Raw genomic sequence first — 24,403 nt, forward strand, 5'->3', positions numbered from 1 at the left:
GACGGCGCGGGGATCGGGGGGTGGGGAACCGCGGCCGCGTCGCCGACGGGGCCTCTTCGCGCCGATCGGCGGCGCAGGCGACTTAAATGAATTTCACGCCGCTGCCGGGATCAGGATTTGCGCGCACAGGCCCGGCCCGGCATCCGACAGGTGGAGGCGAAAGCCGTGGAGGTGCAGGATTGCGACGACGACGCTGAGGCCAAGGCCGCTGCCCGGTGTGTCCTGCGCTTGGGCACCCCGATGGAATCGGCGCAGCACCGCACCGCGCTCCTCGGGCGGGATGCCGGGGCCGTCGTCGCGGACTTCGATACCGTTTCCGGCTTCGCCCGCGAGTATCGCGATGCTCACCCGTCCGCCCGGCCTGCCGAATTTGATGGCATTGTCGATCAGATTGCTGAGCGCCTCGAACAGCAGCTTGTCATCGCCTTCGACCGACAATGGTCTGGTCGCGACCGACAGTTGGACGTCGCGGTCCTCGGCCAGCGGTTCGTACAACTCGGCAACCCGCGCGACGAGCTCGGCGAGGTCGAGCTTACGGAACCCGGCTCGCCGTCGCCCGGCTTCCAGCTCGGAAATACGCAACAGCGCCGTGAACCGCTCCAGCACCAGGTCGAGATCGGCCGTGGCCTGCCGGATCCCCATCGTCACTTTCGTAGTGTCGTCCGGCGTATGGCCCAATGCGTTCAGCGTCGCGCGGACGCGGGTGAGGGGGGTGCGCAGGTCATGCGCGACGGCATCGGTCACCCCCTTCACCTGCGCGACGACACGGCCGACCTCTTCGACGGTCGTGTTCACCGTCGCGGCGAACTGGTCCAGTTCGTCATGTCGGCCCGCGATCGGCATCCGGATCGAAAGGTCACCCGCCGCAATTTCCCGACTGGCCCGTTGCAGCGCGCGGACGCGGCGGAGCGGCGCCCGGCTGAACCCGATCGCCGCCGCCGCGACGCACAACAGGGTCAACAGGCCGCTGACCAGCAGCGTGTCCAGAACGGTCCGGCGCAGGTCGCGGAGGAGGCTGATGTCGCGCCCGACCAGCAGCGTCTCGCCCTCGCGGGTCCGCAGCGCGACGAGGCGAAAAGGCCCTCGTGCTCCGCCTTCCACATCGATCGGGTGGCCGGGAAGCAGGGGACGTAAGAGGCGGACATTGCCGACGACCGGCGTACCGTCGCTCGCGATCAACGCCAGATAGTTGAACCCTGCGCGATTGCGCTGCAACTCGGAACGAATGCGGTCGGGCAATTGCTCGGCGGGAACCTGCGACAGGGGCTCGGCGACCGCATGCAGGATGCGGTCGCTTCGCTCGGTGAGGTCGCGCGCGGTCGCCATATAGACCACGCCCAGCATCACGATCAGACCGATGACGAACACCGCCCCCAGCATCGCCGAAAGGCGGAACGTGCTGATCCGCACGATCTCCCGCCAGTGCAGCGGTTCATCCCCCGTCGAAGAGATAACCCTCTCCCTTGACCGTCTGGATGGCGCTGGGGCGGCCCGGCCGGTCGATCTTCTTGCGAAGCCGGGCGATATGGACGCTGATCAGATTGGCCCCCGGATCGAAATAATAGCCCCAGACCCGCTCGAAGATGATGCGCCGGGTCATCACCTCTCCCCGATTGCGCATCAGGAATTCGAGCAGGCGGAATTCCATGTGGAGCAAACGGGTCGGTAGGCCGTCCACCCTTACCGTGCGGCGGACCAGATCGCATTCGATCCCGCCGCCACGCAGCACCACCGCCTCCGCCTGCTCGCGCCGCCGAAGCAGTACCTCGACGCGCATCGCCATCTCGGCAAAGTCGAACGGCTTGGTCAGATAATCGTCGCCGCCCGCACGCAGGCCCGCGATCCGCTCATCGACGTCGCTCAACGCGCTCAGCATCAGGACGGGGAGCGCGATATGCCGCTCCCGCAGCCGGGCGACGAGCGCCAGCCCGTCTAGTCCAGGCAGCATCCGGTCGAGCGTGATCGCATCGAACGCTTCGCGGGTGGCCAGGTTCAGGCCGGTGTCGCCATCGGCGGCACGGCTTACGGCGTGTCCGTGGCGTTCCAGTTCGGCGATGATCGCCGTGGCGGTGGCGTCGTCGTCTTCGATGACCAGGATGGCAGCCATGTCGTCGGCATAGCCGGACGTGCGGTACGACGCCAAGGCTCGCGACCTCAGGTGAAAATCATTTAAGTCGGCGGGATCGTCCTTTCGAGCGAAACAGTGCGAAGCTCAATCCCATGCTGAAAGGAGTTGCCATGCGTGGCCTATGCGGGTGGCTGATTGCGATCTCGACCGGTCTGGGCGCGGCTCCGGCTTTCGCATCGCAGAATGAGGGCGACATGTCCGACGATTGTTTTGCGGTCGCGGCGCCGATGGCCGATGCGACGCCGTGCTTTCAGACGGGATCCCGCAAATCGCATCGTCACGTTCGCCACAATCCAAATGAGAGCGGGACAAGCGCCGGCACGACGATCGTGCACGCCGGTAGCGCCATCCGCGAGGCAAAGGCTCATTCATCCGACCGATCCTGACGGGCTGGCCGGGCAATGCGTGGCGGCGCCGCGCCTTTCGTGCCTTGGATCGGATCGCGCGGCGCGTCTAGGCGATCGCTTCGGGCGTGAACCCGGCCAACCGGAGCGCGCCGTCGAGCGCATCGCCGAAAGGAGCGCTGAGCCGCTCGACCGTGCGGGCGCGAAGCCATGGGCTGATGCGTGGTGCCAATCCGCCGACCAGTACGCATCGCGTCACGCCGCGCTCGAAGATCGTTTCGACGAAGCGCTCGATATGGCTAGCCGCTTCCTCGACGATCAACCGGGCGATCGGGTCGTTGGCCTCGGCATAGTCCATGACGAGCGGCGCGAAGCTGCCATAATCGCGCGGGGTCGCCCGATCCATCCAGGCGATCGCCTTGGCGGTGTCATGGTCAAAGCGTTCGGTGACCGCCGCGCTGAGCGGCGTTTTGTGGGTACGACCGTCGAGCGCGCGCAAGGCATGGCGCATCGCACTCAACCCCAGCGCCGCGGCACTTCCTTCGTCCGAGATCGGGAAGCCGTAGCCGCCGATGGTGAAATCCTGCCCGTCGATGCGCAGCTTGGCCGCGCTGCCCGTGCCGATGATCAGGATCGCGCCGTCCTGCCCCGCATGGGCACCCAGATTGGCGATCTGCGCATCGGTCGCGAACGCGACGGACGCAAAGCCGAAGTCCAGTTCGGCCAGCGCCTCGCGGATGCCGAGCCGGCTGATCCCGGCAATGCCCATACCCGCGCGGATGGTGCGGCGCTGCGTATCGGACAATCCGGCTTCGGACACCGCCTGGTCCGCCGTCTCCGTCAGCGTGCGGTAGAGCGGTTCGATCCCGATGCGGGCATTGGCAGGTCCTGAAAGACCATGCCCGATCACCGAACCCCGTTCGTCCACCAGCCGGGCCCGGCAGTGACTGCCGCCCGCATCGATCCCAAGATAATAGGTCATTGATGGTCTCCCTGGTCGGTGGTGCCCCAGTTTCGGGCGCGAGGGGTCTGGCCGATGCCCGGATTGAGCTGATTTCGCGGATCGATGCGGCGATAGAAATCCGCCAGTTGGGGCGGCGCGACATAGAGGTGGCCGACATTATGCTCGGCCGGATATTGGGCACCGCGCGCGTCGAGCAGGGCCCAGAGCGCGTGTTCGAACGCGATGGGATCGCTGCCCTTTCGGATGATATAATCCTGATGGAAGACGTGGCAAAAGAAATGGCCGTAATAGAGCGTGTGGATCACCTGGTTGCCGAGCGCCGACGGCAACGCCTCGACCCAGGTTTCCGCATTGCGGGGCAGGGCGATGTCGAGCGCGACGATGTCGGCAACCGCCTCTGTATGGACCGCCCGGTATCGCACCGCCGCGCCCGCCACCAAGAAGCGATGGAGAAAGGCCTTGGCGCCGTCTTCCTTGCCGCACGCCAGATGGTCGCCCTCATCATCGCCCGGAAACAGCCGAGCCAGCAAGGCGCGGGTCTCCGCGATCTGATCGCCCGAGACCTTCAGGACCAGGTGATGCGCGAAGCGGTCGCGGTAGCGCCGCATCCAGCCGGGCAGGTGATCGGGCATGAACCGCCCCGACCATTGCATCAAACGATCGCTCAAGCCCCGCGATATGCGATCGGCGAACGCGTCGAACCGGGCCTTGGCGGCGAAGAGCGCCGGGAGCCGATCGGTGCCGAGCCGCTCAATCGCGAAGAACATGTCGCGCCCATAGCGATCCGCGATGTCGAAGGCGGTACGGTGAATATATTCGGCCGCGATCGGCAACCGGTCGAAATCGCGCAATATCGTTCTACGTAACTCGGCGAGCCGGTCGGGCGCATTGGTGCCGATATAGAAGGTGGCGCTATCCTCCTCCCGCACGAAGGTGTCGAGGCGTACCGCAAAGACGATCAGCTTTCCGGCGCTTCTCGACGCCTCGAACAGGCAGCGGGGATCGGCGTTGAAGCGGGCGGGTATGTCGCTGTCGATCGCCCGGACATGCTCGGCATAGCTGTGGTCATGGGCCGGGCGATCGGCGGCGGGGTCTATGTCCGCCTCGGCGAAGTCCCCGGTATCGAGACGCGACAGGATCGTCTCGGGATCGTCGCCAAGCGCGATGCCCAGGTGATTGACCAGGGTCAGGCCGCCATCTGGTCCGACGGCGGCGAACAGCGCGAGTTGGGTATAGGCGGGGCCGCGCCGGATCAGAGATCCGCCCGAATTGTTGCACACGCCGCCCACGACCGACGCGCCGAAACAGGACGATCCGATCACCGAATGCGGTTCGCGCCCATAGGGGCGCAGAGCCTTTTCAAGCTCGTACAAGGTCGCGCCCGGCAGGCACACCACCTGCTCGCCATTTCGGATCACCCGCAGGTGCGACAGGCGGGTGGTACTGATGATGACGACGCCGCCGGGATAATCTTCGCCATCGGGTGTCGAGCCGCCGGTGAGCCCGGTGTTCGATGCCTGCATGATGATCGAGACATTGGCGGCGACACAGGCCCTGACGACATGCCACAGTTCGACCAGACTGCCCGGCTGCACCACCGCGATCGCCGGTCCGTTGCCGGTGCGATACCCCTTGCGGAACCGCGCCGTCGCGCGCGGCGTGGTAAGAAGGTGACGGCTGCCCACCGTGGCGCGGAGTTTGGCCAGCAGCATGGTGCTATCGGTCATGGCCTTGGGGCCGGGGTCATTGGGTCTGAACCTCCTCGTCGGTCATCAGGCCCTTGCCGTCCAGCCAGTCGATGATCTCGCGCGCCGCAGGGTGATCGATGGCGCCGTAGCGGGCACAGAGCCGATCCCCTCGCGGGCCGAGCCGATCATGGCCGACATCCTGCAACGCGGCCACATCCTGGCGCAGCATCCGGGCGAAGTCCTCGCCGAGCAGGCTTTCCGCCGCCTCGGCGAAAGCTGCGCCATAGCTATAGTCGTCGCCCCGGTCATATAGCATGGGCAGCGTCAGGGCGGGGATGCAGGTCAGATGCGCCTGGATCGCGGGATTGATGGCATGGCCGGTTACTCGCCCGGCGAGCCGCGCCGATCGTCCGGTAAGCCCGCGCAGATGCAGGAAGCGCGACATGCGCGCGCCGTCATTGACCGGATAATTGTCCCACAGGCAGACCGGCCGCCCCAGTTCCGCAGCCACCCGGTCGAGATGGGCGCCGCCGATCTCGGGCGAGCAAACCTCTTCGCCGGTCCAATAGACCTGCACCGACCGGTCGAGCCCACGCCCCAGATCGGCGAGATAATCGCACGGGCGTTCGCCGAAGACGAGGTCGAGCACCGGATCGTCTGAATAATAGGTCGGGCAGGTAAAGACGCGCGACGCACGGGTCAGGCCGGCGCAGAAATTGACCACCTCCGCCTGGCTCCGCGCGAGGTCCGGCATGTCGCCGCGCAGGTCGTCGAACAGCACGGCGAGGTCGTCGATCCCGATCGCATCCAGATCGGCCAGCCTCCGCCTGAGATCGGCGCGGGCCTGATCGTCGAACGGGTGGGTCGATCCGACCGGCGTGATCGCGATTCCGAAACGCAGGCCCGCCGCGCGGCATTCGTCGGACAGGCGGGCCAGCATCCCGGTCTGTTCCCGGTCATGGCCGGTGCGCCAGTCGCGCCGCAGCGCCCGATCTGCCTTGGGCCCATAATGATAGAAGGCGTAACCGGCCTGCCCGAGCATCCTGACGACATGATGGCGTTCGTCCGGCGTCCAGATGCGACCGAACCGCCCCTCGATCAGGCCCAGATCGGGGCATGGCGGGGCTGCTGCCGGAGACATGTCGATATGCGAAGTCATGACGTAGTTTAGATACCAGTTCGCCACTCTTCGCAAGTGGCATCCTATTGGTTTGCATGAGCAGAGCAAAGTTGATAGCCTCCCATCGCATTCGAAATCGGATGGGGAGCATTTCATGCTGAGGATCGACGTCGCGCTGTCCGATGGGCCGGGGCATGTGAATGAGGATGCGATCGGCCATTATGGCAATGCCGCCTGGGTGATCGATGGCGCAACCGGCATTGGGCCGTCCGTGCTCGACGCGCCGAGCGATGCGGCATGGCTCGCGCAGACAGCGAACCGGCTGATCGCGGATGCCCTGGCCGAAGACCCGGCACGTCCCACCGTCGAAATCCTTCGCACGGTCATGACGCGTTGTGCCGAGGCGTTGGGGCCGGTGCGATTGCGGACCGGGATCGAGGCATGCGATCTCCCCTCGGCGGCCTTTGCCATGCTCCGCATCATCGGCGACATGGTCGAGATCACGTGCCTCGCCGACTGTCGTGTCGCGGCAGTCGATGACGCGGGTGCCGCCCGATTATTCGGGGCGTCGGATCTGGATGCCATCGAGGCGCGGACGTTGGCTGCGGTCAAGGCGATCCATGACGAGAATCCGACGATCGACCCCGATGTCCTGAAGGCGCGACTGATACCGGGATTGCGTGCCAATCGCCGCCTCAAGAATCGCGAGGGCGGCTATTGGGTGCTCGGCACCGAGCCTGCCGCTGCGGATCATGTGTGGCAGGCAACGCTTCCCCTGCAGCCCGGCCAGCGCTTCGCGATCGCAAGCGACGGGTTCCTGCGGCTTGTCGAATTGTTCGGCACTGCGACGCCCGCCGATCTTCTGGCGATCGCGATGCCGGAAGAGGGGCGCGAGTGGCTGGCGCGATTGCGTGACATCGAGCGCGAGCCGGATTCGCTCCATCGTTACACCCGCGTGAAGCGGCACGACGATGCCAGCCTGATCGTCTGCGCCTGGGACTCGTCGAACTGATGCTGGTCATGGGCTATATGAGCGGAACGTCGCTCGACGGGGTCGATGTCGCGCTTATCGAGACCGATGGCGAGCGGATCGGGGGATTCGGCCCCGCCGCGATGATCCCGTTTGCGACCGCCGATCGCGCCGTGGTAGAGCGTGCGACGCAGGATGCGCTGGCGTGGAACGGCCATGGGGTCGCACCACCTTCGTTCGAAGACGCGGCTGCCGTGATCCATCGGTCGCATGTCGCGGCGGGTGAGCGGGTTATCAAAGAGGCCGGTCGCCGCCCCGACCTGATCGGCTTTCACGGCCAGACGGTGCTTCATCGCCCTGAGCGACGGCTTTCGGTCCAGATCGGCGATCCGCAGCGGCTGGCCGATGCCCTGGATGTGCCGGTCGTCGCGCAGATGCGGCAAGACGATCTACATGCTGGTGGGCAGGGGGCTCCGCTGGTGCCGGCCTATCATGCCGCGCTCGCCGAGCATCTTGGGCTGGCGAGGCCTGTCGCATTCCTCAATATCGGCGGCGTCGCGAACCTGACCTGGATCGGTTCGGACGGAACGTTGATCGCGTTCGATACGGGTCCCGGCAATGGGTTGATCGACCAGGTCGTCCAGGCGCACGGAGCGGGTCGCTATGACGATGGTGGTCGGTTCGCCGCTGCGGGCGCCGTCGATACGCGTGTGCTGGCCGAGCTGCTGGCCCATGACTATTTTCGTGAGACGGGGGCGAAGTCGCTCGATCGCTACGATTTCCCGTTGGACTGGGCGGATGCCTGCTCGCTTGAGGACGCCTCGGCGACACTGACCGCTTTCACGGCAGAGGCCGTGGCGCTGGCAGCGCGCAGTTTGCCGGCATCGCCCGAGCTTTGGGTCATATGCGGCGGTGGCGGACATAATCCTGTTTTGATGGCGGCATTGCGCGATCGGTTGGGGCCGTGCCGGACGGCGGATGAAATCGGCCTGCGTAGCGACTTCGTCGAGGCCGAGGCGATGGCATTCCTGGCGGCGCGGAGCGCGCTTGGCCTGCCGCTGACCTTCCCCGGCACGACGGGAGTTGCCGAACCACTGACGGGCGGCCGGACATGGCAACCGACGACAATCAAACACTAATACCAATATATAATACCACATCTTTACAAGTTGAAGACAGGTATGCATAGTTCGGCTCGTTCCCGTGTCCCGTCGAGTCCCGAGCTGGCCTGTCGACGGGACCGGGTTCGGGCTTATGGGAGGGACTCCATCATGGTGACGTCGTACCGACATACCGCAGCCGCAGCAGCCTTGGCCGTTGCCCTTGTGCAGATGCCGAGCCTCGCGCTCGCTCAGACCGGCCCGGTGGCGGAGGCGCAGGGGGAACCCGCCGCGGGCGGCGACATCGTGGTGACCGGCACGCGCATCCCGATTCCCGGCCTTACCTCCAGCAGTCCGGTCGCCTCGACCAGCGAAGAGCAGATCAAGCTGCAGTCCGCACTGACCATCGAGGATTTCTCGACCAAGATCCCGCAACTGTCGGGCGGCGTCCGCCAGGGCTCGCAGGGCAGCGACGCGTTCGGCGCGCAGGTTCTGGAGCTGCGCAACTTCGGCCAGAGCCGGTCGCTGGTTCTGATCGACGGCACCCGCGCGGCGCCGTTCAGCTTCCGCAACTCGGTCGATGTCAATGCGATCCCCGCCTCGCTTATCAAGCGCGTCGATGTGCTGACCGGCGGCGCGGCCGCCGTTTACGGTGCGGACGCGGTCGCGGGCGTCGTGAACTTCATCCTCAATGACGAATATAAGGGCATTCGCGGCACCGCGACCAGCCGGCTGTCGGTCAGGGGTGGCGCGCAATATGGCGGTTCGCTGATGCTGGGCACCGGCATCGGTGATCGTGGCAACCTGGTGATCGCGGCGGACTATACCCAGCGTGACGGCGTTCGGGCGGGACAGCGCGACTGGGCCGCAACCCCCAATCAGACCATTCCCAGCATCGGCGGCGTCTTCACCGATGTCGCCAGCGGTCGGCGCTTCGGCTTTACCGACGACGGCGCCTTTACGACCACGCCCTCGGCCACCTCGAACCTCTCGGCCAGCTATCCGCTGATCTCTCCGCTCAAGAGGATCAACGTGGCGGTGCTCTACAAATATGAAATTACGCCGCAGGTCGAAATCTATGGCCGCGCGATGTACACCAACGCCCGGACCGAGGAGACCGGCACGCCGGGCGCGGCCCCGGCGTCGGTCAACCGCACGGTGGCGATCAGCGCGACCAATCCGTTCCTGACCGACGCGATCCGCAACCAGCTGACATTCGTGAACGGCTCGGCACAGGTGAATGTGTCGCGCTCGCTCGCCGAGCTGGGGTTGATCACCTATGCGACCGAGCGGAACACGTTGCAGTTCCAGTCCGGCCTGCGAGGCCCGTTGACCGATGCGGTGCGGTGGAACGTCTATGCGCAATATGGCCGCTCGACCGAATCCTCTTTGATCTCGGGCGATGGCGTGGTCAACAACGTAGCGGGCGCGAACAATTTCGCGTCTATCGTCAACACCGTGAATATCTTCGGCCCACGGCAACCGGGGCTTGCCTCCGCGTTGGGCAGCACGATCGACGGCTTCAATCGCAAGCGTGACCAGTTCGTAACCGCCGCAACGATCAGCGGCAGCCTGGCCGACCTGTTCTCCCTGCCGGCGGGCCCGATCGGCTTTGCGGCGGGCGTCGAATATCGCCGGGAGACTGCGAGCATCAACCAGGACAGCGCGCTGCTGACCGGCAACACCTACCGCCAGGGCGTGCAGGGCGCATATAAGGGGGCGTTCGACGTCGCCGAGCTTTATGGCGAAGTGCTCGTTCCGCTGATCCACGACACGCCGTTGATCCGCAAGCTGGACATTGGCGGTGCGTATCGACTGTCGGACTATAACTTGTTCGGCACGCACGGCACCTGGAAGGTCGAGGGCAATTGGGAGGTCGATCGCAACCTGCGGCTGCGCGGTACCTATCAGCGTGTACTGCGGACCCCCAATTTCGGCGAGTTCGCCGCCTCCACCTCATCCCTGCCGCTCAGCAATCTCGTCACCGTCGATCGGCTGAAGCCTCGCTATGGGGGCGATCCGTGCGTGCTGGGCACCGGCAACGCGGCGCAGTGTGCGCGCCTGGGCGCACCGGCCGTCGGCTCGGCCAATTCCAACGCCGCGAGCTACCTGACCGGCAATTATTATTATGGCGGCAATCCCGACATCAAGCCGGAGACAGGCTATACGACGACGGCGGGCGCGGTGTTCACCCCGACCTTCCTGCCCGGCCTGAACGTGACGTTCGACTATTATAATCTCGACCTGCGCGGGGCCGTCGGCGTGATCCAGCCGATCGCGGCGATCACGAGCTGCTACATCACCAATCCGACGGCGGGCAATCCGCTGTGCGCACTCGTCACCCGCAACGCGAATGGCAGCTTCGCCGACGCGTTCGTCAACAACCAGAATCTGGGCCGCCTGCTGCAGCGCGGCTTCGACATTTCGGCGGCCTATACGCTGCGCGCGGACTGGTTGCCGGGCAGGGGCATGCGCGCCAGCTATCAGGGCAATATCGTCACCTCCTATCTGATCCAGGCGAACCCGACCGTGTCCGCGGTGCAGTGCAAGGGCACGTTCGGCGCGACCTGCTCCAGCGACGGCACGACGCTGGTACAGCCCGCCTATCGGCATACCGCCGGGATCGGCTGGCTGCTCGACAAGGGGGTGATCCAGTTCGACTGGCAGCGCATCGGCAAGGTCCGATCGAGCACGGTCGGATCGACGGAGACGATCAAGGCACAGGACACCTTCGACCTCTCGGCATCCTATGATTTCACCGACACCGTCACGATGAGCGCGGGCGTCTACAATTTGCTCGACCGCAACCCGCCGCGCGTATCGACGGGGGCGTGTTCAACACCTTCCCCGACACCTATGACATCCTGGGACGGACGATCGGCTTTTCCCTGACCGCGCATCTCTGATCGCTCAACTTAGCCATAGCGCCCGGCCCGATCCGAGGGGCGGGCGCGATCGTTTTTCGCCCGTGGACGTCCGGTCCGAAGCAATCGGAGCATGTTTCGATGATGTTGCCCTTCTCTCTGGCCGACTGGCTCGTCATCGCGGCCTATCTGCTGCTGCTGGTCGCGGGCGGATGGATATTCACGCCCCGCAAGACCGAGTCGGCGCGGGAGTATTTTCTGGCGGGGGGCAATGTTCCCGCCTGGCTCGCCGCGCTTTCGGTCCTGTCCGCAACCCAGTCGGCGGCGACCTTCCTTGGCGGGCCGGACTATGGCTATCGTGGCGACCTGACCTATCTCAGCGGCAATATCGGCGGGCTGATCGGTGCGGTATTCGTCGCCCATGTCCTGATCCCGCGCTTCTATGCGATCCGTGCCACCACCGCCTACGAGTTGCTGACGCTGCGTTTCAGTGAGCGGGCCACGCGCTGGGCGGGGGGCATGTTTCTGGTGGGACGCGTCTTTGCCGGTGGTGCGCGGGTCTATCTCGCCGCGATCGCGCTTGCGATGGTCGTGACGGGCAGCGTCGGTGCGCAGGGCATCATGATCGCGGCTGCGGCACTGGTCGTCGCGAGCGTGGCGTTCACTTTTGTGGGCGGCCTGAAATCGGTTCTGTGGAACGACCTGATTCAGTTCATCGTCTATATCGGGTCGGCGGTGGCGGTGCTGGTGTTCCTGCGCCTGTCGATCCCGGCCTCCAACGCCCAGATCCTGGACGCGCTGGCCCATACGCCGGAGGGTGTCGACAAGCTGCGGCTGTTCGACTTCTCGCTCGATCTGTCGCGACCCTTTTCGATGCTGGCGATCGTGACAGGCCTCGCGCTGCTTTACATCGCGAATGCGGGCATGGATCAGGATACCACGCAGCGCCTGTTGTCGTGCAAGGACGCGAAGACGGGCGCGCGTAGCCTTTACCTCTCCGTCCTGGCGACGGTGCCGACGGTGGGCATGTTCATCGTGATCGGTCTGCTGCTCTACATTTTCTACGACCGCCCAGATCTGATGGGCGGGTCCGGAGCCGTCGCGGCCAGCCAGTTCGGCGGCGAGAAGATCAGCATTTTCATGCATTATATCCTCACCCAATTGCCGGGCGGCCTGCGAGGTCTGGTGACGATCGGCATTTGCGCGGCGGCGGTGGCGACGACCAATTCGGCCCTCAACGCGATGTCGTCCGTCCTGGTGCAGGATTTCTACCGTCCCTGGCGTGATCGGCGTGGGCCGGTCGACGAGCATCATTTCGTCCAGGCGGGGCGCGCGGGCATGGGCGTCATCGGCTTTGCGATGTTCCTGATGGCCGTCGCGTCCTTCTATTGGCAGCGTTACAGCTCGATGGGCCTGCTGGAGTTCGCGCTTCAGGTCATGGTGTTCAGCTATGCCGGCCTGCTGGGTGTCTATTTCACTGCGCTGTTCACCACACGAGGGACGACCGGATCGGCGATCGCCGCGCTGCTGATCGGCTTTGTCACGATCGTGTTGCTGCAACCTGCCATTGCCAGGGCGATCGGTCTGCCCCTGGCCCTTAACGGGCTGTCCTTCCCGTTTCAGCTTTGTCTGGGCACGGCCGTCGCGTTTCTGGTCTGCGCCGCACCCGCTGGCACCGCTCCGCACCGAGGTCGTTGATATGATGAACACCGAAGCGCTCGATCCCCGTTTCCTCGATCTCGACCTCTGGCCGACCCAGTTCGCCGTCGAGGCGATGCTGGAGGGGCAGATGGCGGCCATCGCGGCCCTTCAGTCCCAGGTCGCCGCCATCGCGCACGCTGCCGAAGCCGCCGCCGCGCGGTTGGGGCAGGACGGGCGGCTGGTCTTCGTGGGCGCAGGCACATCGGGGCGCCTCGCGGTCCAGGACGGGACCGAGCTTCACCCCACCTTCGGCTGGCCGATGGAGCGCATGATCTTTCTGATGGCGGGCGGCATGGGCGCACTGACCGAAGCGCGCGAAGGGGCGGAGGACGACGTCGACGCCGCGCGCAGGGACATCGACGCCTGCGGCATCACGCCGTCCGATGTCGTGATCGGCGTCGCCGCCAGCGGGCGGACGCCCTACACGGTCGCGGTGATCGAGCGAGCACGTGCGGTCGGTGCGCTGACGATCGGCATCACCAACAATCCGGGAATGCCGCTGACCGAGCGCGCCGAGCATGTCGTGGTCGCCGATACCGGCAGCGAGGTTCTGGCGGGCTCGACCCGGATGAAGGCCGGAACGGCGCAAAAGGCGGTGCTGAACCTGTTGTCGACTGCGGTGATGCTCCGGCTCGGTCTCGTCTATCGCGGGCGGATGGTGGCCATGCGCGTCTCCAATGCGAAGCTCTTGCAACGCGGTCGGCGTATGGTTCAGGATATTGCCGGAGTGGATGCCGAGGTGGCGACGCGCGCGCTCGAACGGGCGGACAACGACATTCGACTGGGCATCATCGTCGCCAAGGGTCTTCCGGTCGAGGAGGCCGCCGCGCTGCTCGACCGCCATCGCGGCAGCCTGCGCGGTGTCATGCGGGCGCTCGGCGAACGGGAGGCGTAACGGTGCGCGATATAGCCTGGACGCGAAGCGACGAAGCGACGCCGCTATACATGCAACTGGCCCAAAGCCTGCGCGAGCACATCAATGGCGGCGGCATCGATCCCGGCAGCGCTCTGCCCTCGGAACGCGAACTCAGCGAAATGGCGGGCCTGTCGCGGGTGACGGTCCGCAAGGGCCTCAAGCAGTTGATCGACGAAGGGGTGCTCATCAGCAAACATGGCTCGGGCACCTTCGTCGCGCGGCGGATCGAAACGGCGGGGGCGAAGCTCACCAGTTTCAGCGACGACACCCGGTCGCGCGGACAGGACCCGGGCGTCGTTTGGATATACAAATCCTATGCGTTGCCGACCGAGGAGGAAGCCGCCGCGCTGGAAGTGGCGCCCGATGTCCGCGTCGCGCGGCTTGGGCGTGTCCGTCTGGCGGGCAACGAGCCGCTGGCGATAGAACATGCGGTGATCCCGGCCATTTTCATGCCCGATCTCGATGCGCTGGGCGACTCGCTCTATCAGGCGCTGGACGTGCATGGTTTCCGACCGACATCGGGGACACAGCGTATCCGCGCCTCGCTCGCGACCGAGACGGAAGCCGGAATCCTGAGCGTGCGACAGAATTCCGAAGTGTTGCGGATCGAACGTTGCACGCGGATCCCCGACGGCCGCGTCGTCGAATTCACCCGTTCGGTCTATCGCGGCGATCGCTATGAGTTCGTGACGGATCTGAACGTCGTGTGATCCCGCGCTTGCGCTAATCCGTTGGACGGCCCGGCGAGCGGGGCCATCATGGAACGGTTTGCGCGCCGCAACGCTTTTGTGTCGCGGCGCTGATGCCGCGCATGGGACGGCTTGGCATGGCGGACGACAAGGTTGCGACCCTCTACCGGATGGTGCTTCCCGAGCATACATGCCCTTTCGGCGTCCGGGCGAAGGCGATGCTGGAGGCAGCGGGCTTTGAGGTGGAGGATCATATTCTCTCGACCCGTAAAGAGGTGGAGGCTTTCAAGGACGAGCAGGGCGTCGCCACCACGCCGCAGGTCTTCATCGCGGGCGAACGCATCGGCGGGAGCGACGCGTTGGAGGCCTATCTGGCCGGATGATCCCGGCGGCGCGATCACGCTGGCTGTGCTGCCAGGACGGACGCCTGCAAATGGTCCCGGCCTGCGGCAAGTGGCGGCTGAACGGACAATAGCGCGGCATCCAGGGCGGCGGCGAGCGCCAGCGCGGCGTTGCCCCGCACCATGGTTTCATGGTCTCCGGCGATTTCCCGAACCGTGATCCGCCCTTTCAAAACCGCGTTCCAGCCCGAGTCGCCATGCCGTGTCGTCGGCTGCATCAGCAGGACGTTTCCGCAATAGGGGGCGGCAACATAGGAGCGCGTCGCCTGCTCGACCCGCTGGCTGAAGCTGGCATCATCGGGCCGGATGCCGACCCGCCGTCGCAGCAGTTCGGCCATCCGCCGTCTCATCCCGCCCGCCCCAGGCCGATCCGCATCCAGCAGGGCGAGCAGGCCGACCTCGTGGCCCGCTTCCGTCAATTGCCGTGCCAGTTCATAGGCGACGATTCCCCAGCGGCACCATCCGCCCAGATAATAAGGGCCATTGGGTTGTGCTGCCAGCAGATGACGCCGCAGCCGGGCCGCCACCGCTAAGATCGATAGCGGTCCGCCGCCCAAGGCATCTTCGTCAACGGGATCGGTGTTGAGCGCGAAGACGGGCTGATCGGCGGACAGGCCCCGCAGCATCGTCCGCATCAATGGTCCGGTGTCGAGCCAGAAGAGTGGCGGTCGATGGCCGTCAGGGTTGAGCAGCATCGCAGCCCCGTCCATCGGCTGGTTCCCCGCTGCGATGCGTGCCGCCATCGCCGACAGGGTCGAATGGCGCATCAACTCGATCAGCGGCAAGCGCACGCCAAAGACCGTCTCGATCCGGCGGCTGAGCCGCACCGTCATCAGCGAATAGCCGCCCAGATCGAAGAAATCATCGTCATCGGCGACGCGCGCCAGGCCCAGCAGGTCGCACCAGATCGCGCTTAATCGTCGATCGATGGCGTCGACGGCCTCGACCGGCACCGATGCCGGTGCATCGGTGGAAGGATCGGGCAGGGCGGCGCGATCGATCTTTCCATTGGGGGTTAGTGGCATCATGGCCAGGAAGACGATCCGATCCGGGATCATATAGCCCGGCAGATGGCTCGCGAGGAAGGACTTGATCTCGCGGGCATGAAGCCCTTGTCGGCGCGGCACGACATAGCCGACCAGAAGCGGCTCGCCCGAGGCGTCGGTCCATAATCGCACCGCCCCCCATGCCGCGTCGGGATGGAGGGCCAGTGCCGCCTCGACATCGCCCAATTCGATCCGGAAGCCGCGCACCTTTACCTGATCGTCGATCCGCCCCAGGCAATAGAGTGCGCCGCGCTCGTCGAAGCGCCCCAGATCGCCGGTGCGATAGACCCGCGTTCCGTCCGCCATCTGGACGAAACGCTCGGCGGTCAGGTCGGGGCGGTTGCGATAGCCGCGTGCGACGCCGGTCCCGCCGATCACGATCTCGCCCACCGTGCCGGTGGGGACCGGGTTCAACGCCGCATCGGTGACCTGCACGGCGATGCCCGCCATCGGCCAGCCGATGGGTATGGCGTCATGGCTGGGCGTTACGTGGCATGCGGTCGACCAGACGGTCGTCTCGGTCGGTCCATAGATGTTCCAGAGTTCGTCGCATCGGTGCAGCAGCCGGTCGGCCATGGGCCGCGTCAGCACCTCGCCACCCGCCAATATCCGCAATCCCGGCTGGCCGCTCCAGCCATGTTCCAGCAGGGATCGCCAGGTAGACGGAGTCGCCTGGACCAGATCGGGGCGATAGGCATCGAAAGCCGCCGCGAGCCGCGCGGGGTCGGCTGCTTCCTCCAACTCGATCAGCGCCAGAGACCCGCCGACGAAGAAGGGCAGGAACAGGTCCGGCACTGAAAGATCGAAGCTGAGCCGGGTGATACCCATGATCCGCTCGCCGACGCGAAACCCCGGAATGGCCGCCATCGTCTTCAGAAGGGCGGCCAGCGAGCCATGCTCGATCTCCACGCCTTTGGGGCGGCCGGTCGAACCGGAGGTGAAGATGACATAGGCCAGTGTGTCAGGCGTGACCGGCGGCGTAGGGAGGTGGAGCACGGGATCGCTGTCATCCTCGGCGATCATCATCGGCACGCCCAGATCGCCCAGCATCGCGGCATAGCGTTGATTGGCGACGATCAGCGCCGGGCGGGCATCCTCGACGATATGGGCGAGCCGGGTCGGGGGTGTCGTGGCGTCGATCGGAAGATAGGCCGCCCCGACCTTGAGCACGGCAAGCAGCCAGGCGGGCAGATCGACGTCGCGCGACAGACAAAGGCCGATCAGGGGATGGTCCTCGGTCAGGGCATGAGCCAGCCGGGCTGCCAGTCGCTCGACCCGTTCCGCGAGTTCGCGATAGCTATATCGTCTTCCTTGCGCCTCGACAGCGGTTGCATCGGGTTGGCACCGGGCATGATGCTGGAATGTTTCGGGAAGCGAGCGCCATGCCCGCGACGCGACATGCGTGACCGTCTCTTGCTGACGCAGCACCTTCATCCCCTTCCTGTTCCCTCGATCCGGTTCTGACCGGTGAGTATTTCATCGAAGGAAGCGCCGGTCCGCGATATGTCGAATGATGCATTGCAGAGGGAACATGGCGGCTAGGCGGGAACCATGGTGTTTCCCTCCCTTTCCCGCGATGCGCTACCCCGCGAAGAGGCAGGGGCTGGGCGGCCGAAGCTCTTCCTCAACGGCAAATTCTATTCCGGCGGGACGAACGGGGTTCACCGGGTGGCGGACCGGCTGCTGCGCGAGCTCGATGCGCTGGCGATCGCGGGGGCGGCTCCGGCGGGATGGGACATGCGGCTGCTTCTGCCGCAGGGGGCCAATTGGGCCCCGCGCTTCGCCGCGATCACCCCGATGCCCCAGCGGCGCGGCCATAGCCAATATTGGGAGCAGGCGATCCTGCCTTTCGCGGCGCGTGGCGGTGTGCTGGCCAGCTTCGCCAACCTCGCGCCGGGATGGCACTCGCGCAAAGTGACGATGGTGCATGACGCGCAATTTTTGCTGTCGCCCGAAAGCTATGCGCCGAGATTGCGTTGGGGATACCGGCTGCTCGTGCCACGGGGTGCGCGGTCGAGCCGGGTCGTGCTGACCGTATCCGACTATGCGCGTGACAGCTTGGCGACGTTCGGCATCGCCCCTGCCGCGCGCACCCAGGTGGTCCATAACGGGGCGGACCATATTCTGGACGTTCCGGCCGATCGGTCGGTGCTGGTCGAACATGATCTGGTGCCCGGCGCCTATGCCGTGATGTTCGGATCTGCCTCTGCCTATAAGAATGTACGCATCGTCTTTGCCGCCTTTGACGATCCGCGACTGGCCGCGATGCCGCTGGTTGTGGTCGGTCCTTCACGCCGGACGCTGGAGGCCGCCGGGTTGCGGCCGCCAGCGGGCGCGGTGTTCGTCGGCGGGGTCGACGATGCCGGTCTGCGCGGCCTGTACGAAGGCGCGCATTGCCTGCTCTACCCCTCCCGCACCGAAGGCTTCGGTCTGCCCCCGGTCGAGGCGATGCTGTGTGGCTGTCCGGTCGTCGCGGCCCCGGCGGGGGCCATTCCCGAGGTGTGTCGCAACGCCGTGATCTATGCCGGAATGGACGATGTCGGCGAATGGGTCGGCGCCGTCCTGGCCCTGCGGGAGCCGGACCGGCGTGCTGCCAGGATTGCCGCCGGCCGGGAACGTGGCGGGCAGTTCACCTGGGCGGCGGCGGGCATCAGGCTGGCGGAGATATTGAACAGGGTATTGACGCCCTGACGCGACGATCGGCCCCGCGCAGGTCGAGACCGAAATGGCTCTCCGCCAGCTGGAAGAGGCGCGCCGCATGACGTTCGGGCGACAGGAACTGGCGCAGTTCCTCCCGCCGCCGCGTCGGGGCGGGGGGCGAGCCCAGCATATGGTCCAGGCGCGCGGCGAACAGGTCGGGCTGCCCCGGATCGAATAGCTGTCCGCCGCCGAACCGGCGGACCAACTCACCCGCGCCCGCGCGGGCCGAAACCAGCACCGGCACGCCGGCCGCCATCGCCTCGGGGACGATCAGCCCCCAGGTCTCGTTCCACAGCGAGGGCAGGACGACGACGGCGCAGGATCGCATCGCCGCCGCCATTTCCTCGCGCGGCTGCCATGACCGATGGGTGATCCCCTGTGTGGTACCGAGCAGCGGCTCCAGCGATCCCTGGCCGACGAACAAGCCCGTCCGGCTCGTCGCCCTGAGCGTCTCGACGAGCAGCGCGACGCCCTTGTCCGGTTCCAGCCGCCCGAAATAGCCGACATCATAGGCCGGTTTCGGCGCGGTGGCGGGCCCGGCGTCGGGGAATTGTAGGGGATTGTAGAGCACGGCATGGCGCTGATCGGGCAGCAGCGGCATGGCGGTTCGCTGCGCATGTTCGGACAGGTGCAGGAAGAGGCGACGGTCGCGCGCAACCGGGATCGACATCTGCCGGACGGCGTGCCGCGCGAGGCGGCCGAGCTTCTGCACCCGACCCTGTCGGTCGCAGTTGGTCGTCAGGCAATGTCCGCTCATCGGCCGCCGGGCGCAGGGCTGTCCCTGGCGAAAGTCGTAATAGATGCCGTTCGGACACGCCCAGAAATAGTCGTGCATATAGACCATGGTCGGAAAGCGGCTGGCGATGCGCACTCCGGCGGGGGACAGATAGCGCGTCCATTGATGGAGGATGACCAGCGTCGTGTCGCGATCCATCCCCGCCAATTCGCTCGCCAGCGCGGCGTTGGCGCGCGAGTTGTAGATAGTGCGCAGCATCGATCCGGCGCCGCCGCCACGCAGGTCGCCGCCGCGCAGGTCGCTGAACCGACCGGGCTCGATCCCCGCATTGCCGCCGAAGCCCGCAACGGCATGGACGTCCGCGCCCGCCGCTCGCAGCGCACGATAACTGTCCAGCGCAGCATGACCGGCTCCGCCGCTGCCCGGCCCCTCACCGCCGATATAATCGGACAGCAGGACGACCCGCCCTTTACGCATGCGCCACCCGCCCCAGCCCGCTCGGCCCGCCTCGGGGTATCAGCGACAATTCGGCATAAAGGGCCGCCAGTTCAGCGTTCATCCGCCCTGCGGTGAACATTGCTTCGTAACGGGCGCGCCCCGCCGCACCCATGGCGCGCCAGGTCGGACGATCGTGGCGGGCGAGCGTCCGCATCAGCCGCGCCGGATTGTCGGGCGGCACGAGATAGCCGGTCTCTCCATCGACCACGATCTCCCGCAATCCCCCGACGTCCGAGGCGACGACCGCGCAGCGCCCGCACATCGCCTCCAGCGCGACGAGGCCGAAACCCTCCCAGCGCGAGGGGACGACGACGACATCGGCGGCGGCGATCTCGGTCGCGACCTCGGACAGGGAACGCCAGCCCAGATATTCGATCTGCGGGCTGCGTTTGCGCGGGGCGGTGGCGGGACCGGCCACGGCCTTGCCGATGACCCGTACCGCGACGCGGTCCTGGATCGGCTCGACCGCATCGAGCAATGTGTCGAAACCCTTTTGCGCATCGAGTCGCCCGACGAACAGCACGCGAACCCGCTCATCCTGCCAACGCGCTGGGCGTTCGCTATGCAGGTCGGTGATACCGTTCAGGACCAATGTCAGCGAGGAAGGGGCGATACCGATCCGCGTTCCCTCGCGCCGTTCATGGTCGGAGATCAGCACGATCCGGTCGGCGGCGGGGGCGAGCAGGCGTTCGATCCCCTCGACCAGACGCCGTTTCCACGCCGATGATCGTCGATCGAACGCCCAGCCATGCGGGCAATAGACGATGCGGAAGGGCGCGCGTCCCCAGGCCCCGTACATCAGCCGCAGCACCGCGCCCGCGAAGGTGGAATGCGCATGGACGATGGTCGGTTCGAACCGCTGGATCGCATGCCGGATCGCGGCGGCCAGCGACATCATGCCGAAGATCGAACGATGGCGCCGCCGCCAGGGCATCAGCATTCGCCGGTCGACCCCGCTCAGATGCGCGGCATGCTGTGCGGGGACCAGCGCGCGGACATGTTCCGCGCCATAGCGCCGCGCCTGATCGTACAGGATTTCCGTCAGATAGGTCCCAACCCCGCCCTGCGCGGACTCGGCAATGTGAAGAATCCTCATCATGCCCTCCGAAAAGCCGGTGATGACCCAGGGCCTAACCATGGCCCGCGGCGGCAACCCCATCATTTGACGTGACCGTGCGAGGCCCGGCGTGATCGGATGGCGCATGACGCATTATGATGTCGGAGGAGGAATGGAGGGGGCGGTTCATCCGGTCGGGGTGGTGCCGACGCGGCGGACCTTGTGGACCGTCCAGGCGATGCGCGGGATCGCGGCGCTGATGGTCGTGATCGGCCATAGCCAAAGCGCGGCCGGACGGCTCATGGCCGCATCGGGCGAGCGCTTCGCCCGGTCGACCGTCATGCCATGGGGGGCGGGGGTCGATCTGTCCTTCGTCCTGTCGGGCTTCATCATGGTCCACGCCTCGACTCGCCTGTTCGGGCGGCAGGGGGCTCGCGGCGAATTTCTGCGGCGGCGATTGGTGCGGATCGTGCCGCTCTATTGGCTGGTGACTACGCTGTTCCTGATACTGCTGGCGGCGGCGGCGCTGAAGGGCGGCGATCCTTTCCCCGGCATGGGGGCGATCCTCGCCTCCTATGCGTTTTTTCCGGCGGACACCTATAGCGACGGGCGGTTCTTTCCGGTCTTCGATCTCGGCTGGACGCTCAATTACGAGATGTTCTTCTATGCGCTGTTCGCGCTTGTCGTGCCGCTGGCCCGTCGGCGAGCGCTGGCGGCGGTCGGGGGCCTGTTGTCGGTCGCCGTCGTCATCGGCATGATCGCGCCGGGGCCGTCGCCGCTCTGGTTCTGGACGCGACCGATCATTCTCGACTTCGGGCTGGGGTTGATCGTCGGTGCGCTGGCGGGGCGGGAGGTGAGGCTTTCGAGCGGCGTTCGTCTGGTCCTGGCGCTGGTCGGCGTCGGCCTTCTGGTGGCCGATCCGTTCCGGATCTTCAACGGGCCCATCGGCGTGACCGTGGGCAATGGCTGGCCGCGGGTGCTGTGCGCCGGGCTGCCGATCGCGGCGATATTGGCGGCTGCGGTGCTGGGCCCGGAACCGGCGATGCTGCGCCTCCTAAGGCCTGTTTCGCACCTGGGAGATGCCTCTTATTCCTTGTATCTCTTCCACCCGTTCGCGCTGATCGTGACCGAAAAGCTGGTGCAGAAACTGGCTTTCGCGCGCGGTGTCGAGGGGTGGCAATTGGTGCTGTTCATGGTTGCCGTGGCGCTTGGCATCGCGCTGTGCGTCCATCGCTGGATCGAGCGGCCCATGACCGCCGAACTCGCGCGTCGCTTATCGCGCGCGGTCCCGCCCTTGCCGCGAACCGTCGCGGCGCATTCAGGAGAGTGACGATGCAGAGCCTGCGCCATCGATTGCGCAATTGGACCGGACGAGCCGACGCTTTCGCACCGGAGCCGGGGCTGGAGGCGATCTATCGCGATCTGTTCCTGCGCGAGCTGGCAATGCTGGGGGAGCGGGACCGGTTCTTCCCCACCGGTGGGGCGGCCAATTACAGTCTTCTTTATCTGATCCTGCGGATCGGGTTGGAGTTCCGGCCCACGTCCGTCCTCGATGTCGGGGCGGGGCAGAGCAGCCTGCTCTGGGCGATGCTGCAGAGACGCGGGCTGGTCGGCGAGGTGCTGACGCTGGAGAATGACGTCGCCTGGGGTGAGCGCATCGCCGCACAGGTGACTCATGAGGTGTTGGTGACGCCGCTGACCACGCGTCAGGTCGGCGGACGTGCAATGGCGACCTATGACTGGGCCGCGGCGAAGGTCGGGCGGCGGTTCGAGGTGATCGTGTGCGACGGTCCGCGTGGTACGCCCAGCTATTCCCGTGCCGGTGTCATGGCGATGCTGGAGGATCTGCCGCCCGACTTCGCGCTGATCCTCGACGATGCCGAACGCGACGGCGAGCAGGACACGGTGTCGGCGATCCATGCCCGGCTTCAGGCGGATCGGATTGCCTATGGTGTCGGTGTGGTGCGAGCCGCCAAAACGCAGGTCGTCTTCGCGGGCGGACGATTCCTGCCGGCTACCTTCCTGTAACCGCCGTCTCCGGCGCCGTGCCGCGTGCCAGCAGCGCGGAGAGCGTGCGCCGGACATGCAGGTGAAGCGCGGCATAGCTGGCGAGCACCGTCGCGCCATATATCGCGGTCGCCCCGATCCAACCCGTCCAACTGCCCGGATGCGTGCCGCTGGTGACCGCGACCGCCAACACACCCGCGCCGGTCGCCAGAAGGGCAGGGGCCAGCGCCTTTGCGAGCCTGTCCGGGGTCAACCCGGTCAGGGTCACGGTCATCGCCAGGAAAACGAGGCTGAGCAGCGAGATGGCGGCGGTATAGGCCTGGACCATCGCCATCAGGCCATGCGGCAGGGCGAGGACGAAGGTCGCGATCAGGATCGCGGTGTTGGCGACGCTCAACAGGAATTGCGCGCGCACTCGCCCCGCGATCATCAGCAGGGCCCCGTTATACGACGCGATCGCCTGCAACGCCCCCGCCGGGGCCAGCCAGGCGACGATTGCGGGCACCGCCGCCCAATGGCCGGACAGGAGGCTATGCACCGGAAAGGCCAGACCGAAGGTCAGATAGATCATCGCGGGCGTGACGATCAGCGCCGTCGCGGACAATACGCCCTCCACCGTTGCCTGGGTTCGGGGCCCATGCGGGTCTTCGCCGCGCAGGGTGGAGAGGAGGATACCGCTGGTCGGCCAGGTGATCGCCATCAGCGGTGCCAGCATGAATTGATAGGCCAGCCCATAAACGCCAACCGCCGCCGACCCCAGCCATGCGCCGATCAGCAGATTGTCGCTGTTCCGCGCCAGGAAGTTGAGGATGTTGTTCGCCAGCACCCAGGTGCCGAACGACAACAGCCCGCTCAGTTGCCCGAAGCGCAAATTCGGCCGTAACTCCCGGCGCGTCGACCAGCAGAACGCCGCGACCCGCATCGCCTGTACCAACAGATTGTAGAGGACGAGCGACCAGACGCCCGCTCCCTGCCACGCCGCGGCCAGTCCGGCGGCGGCGGCGATGGCGATGGCGGCGGCCTCGATCTGCGCGATCCGGGCGTAACGAAGCTCCCGCTCCATCAGCGCGCGCGGGGTCGCGGCGGGGATGGAAAGGACGACCACGCCCGCCATCCCCGCCATGACCGGGGCCAGCCCCGCCATGCCGATCGCCTGTTGCAGCGGCCAAGCCCCTGCGACCAGCAACCCGGCGCAGCCCACGCCCCCGGCGATCATCGCCCCCATCGCCGCCCCCGCCTCGTCACGCGAAAGGGTCGGGGCGCGAGTGATGGCGCTGGTCATCCCCAGATCGGTCAGCATCGCGATCAGCACAAGGAAGGGCGTGGTGAAGACGATCAGTCCGTAATCGCCGGGAAGGACGAAGGCGGCGATGACGATGTTCATCCCGAACTGAACGGCGTTGCGATACAGGCTGAGCCCCGACATCGAGAGCATGTTCTTGGCAAGCATGGCGATCTCCCCGCTTGCCCATGC

Annotated in this window: 19 protein-coding genes; 10 read left to right on the forward strand and 9 right to left on the reverse strand. The window is 66.3% G+C overall.

Features of this window, described 5'->3' with window-relative positions:
• Window positions 1-93: 93 nt before the first annotated feature.
• The 5 genes from ACWPWT_RS15290 to ACWPWT_RS15310 form a co-directional block, all read right to left on the reverse strand.
• A complete protein-coding gene (locus tag ACWPWT_RS15290) occupies window positions 94-1,410 on the reverse strand; it encodes a sensor histidine kinase (RefSeq protein WP_454280395.1) in 1,317 nt (438 codons plus the stop codon).
• Between the two features lie 22 nt (window positions 1,411-1,432).
• Window positions 1,433-2,107, reverse strand: coding sequence for a response regulator transcription factor (locus ACWPWT_RS15295; RefSeq protein WP_454280396.1), 675 nt, complete (start codon window positions 2,105-2,107; stop codon window positions 1,433-1,435).
• Between the two features lie 474 nt (window positions 2,108-2,581).
• Window positions 2,582-3,454 (reverse strand): BadF/BadG/BcrA/BcrD ATPase family protein, encoded by an 873-nt coding sequence (locus ACWPWT_RS15300; RefSeq protein WP_454280397.1) that lies wholly within the window; start codon window positions 3,452-3,454, stop codon window positions 2,582-2,584.
• Complete coding sequence (gene dld / locus ACWPWT_RS15305; RefSeq protein ID WP_454280398.1) at window positions 3,451-5,163, reverse strand: D-lactate dehydrogenase; 1,713 nt, start codon at window positions 5,161-5,163, stop codon at window positions 3,451-3,453. Before dld ends, ACWPWT_RS15300 begins: the two co-directional genes overlap by 4 nt.
• Window positions 5,164-5,179: 16 nt before the next feature.
• Window positions 5,180-6,283 (reverse strand): beta-N-acetylglucosaminidase domain-containing protein, encoded by a 1,104-nt coding sequence (locus ACWPWT_RS15310; RefSeq protein WP_454280399.1) that lies wholly within the window; start codon window positions 6,281-6,283, stop codon window positions 5,180-5,182.
• Window positions 6,284-6,398: 115 nt separating this feature from the next.
• On the opposite strand from ACWPWT_RS15310, the gene ACWPWT_RS15315 reads away from it, so the two are divergent.
• The 7 genes from ACWPWT_RS15315 (at window position 6,399) to ACWPWT_RS15345 (ending at window position 14,867) form a co-directional block, all read left to right on the forward strand.
• Window positions 6,399-7,256 (forward strand): protein phosphatase 2C domain-containing protein, encoded by an 858-nt coding sequence (locus ACWPWT_RS15315; protein ID WP_454280400.1) that lies wholly within the window; start codon window positions 6,399-6,401, stop codon window positions 7,254-7,256.
• The gene (locus tag ACWPWT_RS15320; RefSeq protein WP_454280401.1) at window positions 7,256-8,353 is read left to right on the forward strand and encodes an anhydro-N-acetylmuramic acid kinase; all 1,098 of its coding nucleotides are present in this window, start codon (window positions 7,256-7,258) and stop codon (window positions 8,351-8,353) included. The genes ACWPWT_RS15315 and ACWPWT_RS15320 overlap by 1 nt, the downstream gene beginning before the upstream one ends.
• A gap of 171 nt (window positions 8,354-8,524) precedes the next feature.
• Complete coding sequence (locus tag ACWPWT_RS15325) at window positions 8,525-11,206, forward strand: TonB-dependent receptor plug domain-containing protein (protein ID WP_454280402.1); 2,682 nt, start codon at window positions 8,525-8,527, stop codon at window positions 11,204-11,206.
• 113 nt (window positions 11,207-11,319) lie between these two features.
• A complete protein-coding gene (locus tag ACWPWT_RS15330; protein ID WP_454280403.1) occupies window positions 11,320-12,876 on the forward strand; it encodes a sodium:solute symporter in 1,557 nt (518 codons plus the stop codon).
• Window positions 12,877-12,880: 4 nt separating this feature from the next.
• Window positions 12,881-13,774: an N-acetylmuramic acid 6-phosphate etherase gene (locus tag ACWPWT_RS15335; protein WP_261270805.1), complete on the forward strand. Its 894-nt coding sequence runs from the start codon at window positions 12,881-12,883 to the stop codon at window positions 13,772-13,774.
• 2 nt (window positions 13,775-13,776) lie between these two features.
• Window positions 13,777-14,505 (forward strand): GntR family transcriptional regulator, encoded by a 729-nt coding sequence (locus ACWPWT_RS15340; protein WP_454280404.1) that lies wholly within the window; start codon window positions 13,777-13,779, stop codon window positions 14,503-14,505.
• Between the two features lie 116 nt (window positions 14,506-14,621).
• Entirely contained in the window at window positions 14,622-14,867 is a 246-nt protein-coding gene (locus tag ACWPWT_RS15345; protein ID WP_454280405.1) for a glutaredoxin domain-containing protein, read from the forward strand.
• A 14-nt stretch (window positions 14,868-14,881) separates the two neighbouring features.
• Here ACWPWT_RS15345 and ACWPWT_RS15350 read toward each other — a convergent pair whose 3' ends face one another.
• Window positions 14,882-17,359 (reverse strand): amino acid adenylation domain-containing protein, encoded by a 2,478-nt coding sequence (locus tag ACWPWT_RS15350; protein WP_454280406.1) that lies wholly within the window; start codon window positions 17,357-17,359, stop codon window positions 14,882-14,884.
• 123 nt (window positions 17,360-17,482) lie between these two features.
• Between ACWPWT_RS15350 and ACWPWT_RS15355 the strand changes: the two genes are divergently transcribed.
• The gene (locus tag ACWPWT_RS15355; protein ID WP_454280407.1) at window positions 17,483-18,622 is read left to right on the forward strand and encodes a glycosyltransferase family 4 protein; all 1,140 of its coding nucleotides are present in this window, start codon (window positions 17,483-17,485) and stop codon (window positions 18,620-18,622) included.
• Here ACWPWT_RS15355 and ACWPWT_RS15360 read toward each other — a convergent pair.
• Together ACWPWT_RS15360 and ACWPWT_RS15365 are read right to left on the reverse strand one after the other, a co-directional pair.
• Window positions 18,582-19,844 (reverse strand): glycosyltransferase family 4 protein, encoded by a 1,263-nt coding sequence (locus ACWPWT_RS15360; RefSeq protein WP_454280408.1) that lies wholly within the window; start codon window positions 19,842-19,844, stop codon window positions 18,582-18,584. The genes ACWPWT_RS15355 and ACWPWT_RS15360 overlap by 41 nt on opposite strands.
• On the reverse strand, window positions 19,837-20,961 hold the full coding sequence (locus tag ACWPWT_RS15365; protein WP_454280409.1) for a glycosyltransferase: 1,125 nt from the start codon (window positions 20,959-20,961) through the stop codon (window positions 19,837-19,839). The genes ACWPWT_RS15360 and ACWPWT_RS15365 overlap by 8 nt, the downstream gene beginning before the upstream one ends.
• 106 nt (window positions 20,962-21,067) lie before the next feature.
• Here ACWPWT_RS15365 and ACWPWT_RS15370 point away from each other — a divergent pair, with 106 nt between their 5' ends.
• Together ACWPWT_RS15370 and ACWPWT_RS15375 are read left to right on the forward strand one after the other, a co-directional pair.
• A complete protein-coding gene (locus ACWPWT_RS15370; protein WP_454280410.1) occupies window positions 21,068-22,252 on the forward strand; it encodes an acyltransferase family protein in 1,185 nt (394 codons plus the stop codon).
• Window positions 22,253-22,254: 2 nt separating this feature from the next.
• Window positions 22,255-22,950, forward strand: coding sequence for a hypothetical protein (locus tag ACWPWT_RS15375; RefSeq protein ID WP_454280411.1), 696 nt, complete (start codon window positions 22,255-22,257; stop codon window positions 22,948-22,950).
• Here ACWPWT_RS15375 and ACWPWT_RS15380 read toward each other — a convergent pair.
• Window positions 22,937-24,379, reverse strand: a complete 1,443-nt coding sequence (locus tag ACWPWT_RS15380) for an oligosaccharide flippase family protein (protein WP_454280412.1) — start codon at window positions 24,377-24,379, stop codon at window positions 22,937-22,939. The two genes, ACWPWT_RS15375 and ACWPWT_RS15380, sit on opposite strands and share 14 nt — an antisense overlap.
• Window positions 24,380-24,403 lie beyond the last annotated feature (24 nt).

It is taken from the genome of Sphingomonas sp. Marseille-Q8236 (assembly GCF_965112005.1).

Excerpts from the sequence above, each read along its gene's own strand:
- ACWPWT_RS15335 (WP_261270805.1), top strand. The coding sequence starts at position 12,881 with ATGAACACCGAAGCGCTCGATCCCCGTTTCCTCGATCTCGACCTCTGG.
- ACWPWT_RS15365 (WP_454280409.1), bottom strand. The coding sequence starts at position 20,961 with ATGAGGATTCTTCACATTGCCGAGTCCGCGCAGGGCGGGGTTGGGACC.
- ACWPWT_RS15330 (WP_454280403.1), top strand. The coding sequence starts at position 11,320 with ATGATGTTGCCCTTCTCTCTGGCCGACTGGCTCGTCATCGCGGCCTAT.
- ACWPWT_RS15345 (WP_454280405.1), top strand. The coding sequence starts at position 14,622 with ATGGCGGACGACAAGGTTGCGACCCTCTACCGGATGGTGCTTCCCGAG.
- ACWPWT_RS15380 (WP_454280412.1), bottom strand. The coding sequence starts at position 24,379 with ATGCTTGCCAAGAACATGCTCTCGATGTCGGGGCTCAGCCTGTATCGC.
- dld (WP_454280398.1), bottom strand. The coding sequence starts at position 5,163 with ATGACCGATAGCACCATGCTGCTGGCCAAACTCCGCGCCACGGTGGGC.
- ACWPWT_RS15355 (WP_454280407.1), top strand. The coding sequence starts at position 17,483 with ATGGTGTTTCCCTCCCTTTCCCGCGATGCGCTACCCCGCGAAGAGGCA.
- ACWPWT_RS15375 (WP_454280411.1), top strand. The coding sequence starts at position 22,255 with ATGCAGAGCCTGCGCCATCGATTGCGCAATTGGACCGGACGAGCCGAC.
- ACWPWT_RS15295 (WP_454280396.1), bottom strand. The coding sequence starts at position 2,107 with ATGGCTGCCATCCTGGTCATCGAAGACGACGACGCCACCGCCACGGCG.
- ACWPWT_RS15310 (WP_454280399.1), bottom strand. The coding sequence starts at position 6,283 with ATGACTTCGCATATCGACATGTCTCCGGCAGCAGCCCCGCCATGCCCC.
- ACWPWT_RS15300 (WP_454280397.1), bottom strand. The coding sequence starts at position 3,454 with ATGACCTATTATCTTGGGATCGATGCGGGCGGCAGTCACTGCCGGGCC.
- ACWPWT_RS15360 (WP_454280408.1), bottom strand. The coding sequence starts at position 19,844 with ATGCGTAAAGGGCGGGTCGTCCTGCTGTCCGATTATATCGGCGGTGAG.
- ACWPWT_RS15320 (WP_454280401.1), top strand. The coding sequence starts at position 7,256 with ATGCTGGTCATGGGCTATATGAGCGGAACGTCGCTCGACGGGGTCGAT.
- ACWPWT_RS15315 (WP_454280400.1), top strand. The coding sequence starts at position 6,399 with ATGCTGAGGATCGACGTCGCGCTGTCCGATGGGCCGGGGCATGTGAAT.
- ACWPWT_RS15370 (WP_454280410.1), top strand. The coding sequence starts at position 21,068 with ATGACGCATTATGATGTCGGAGGAGGAATGGAGGGGGCGGTTCATCCG.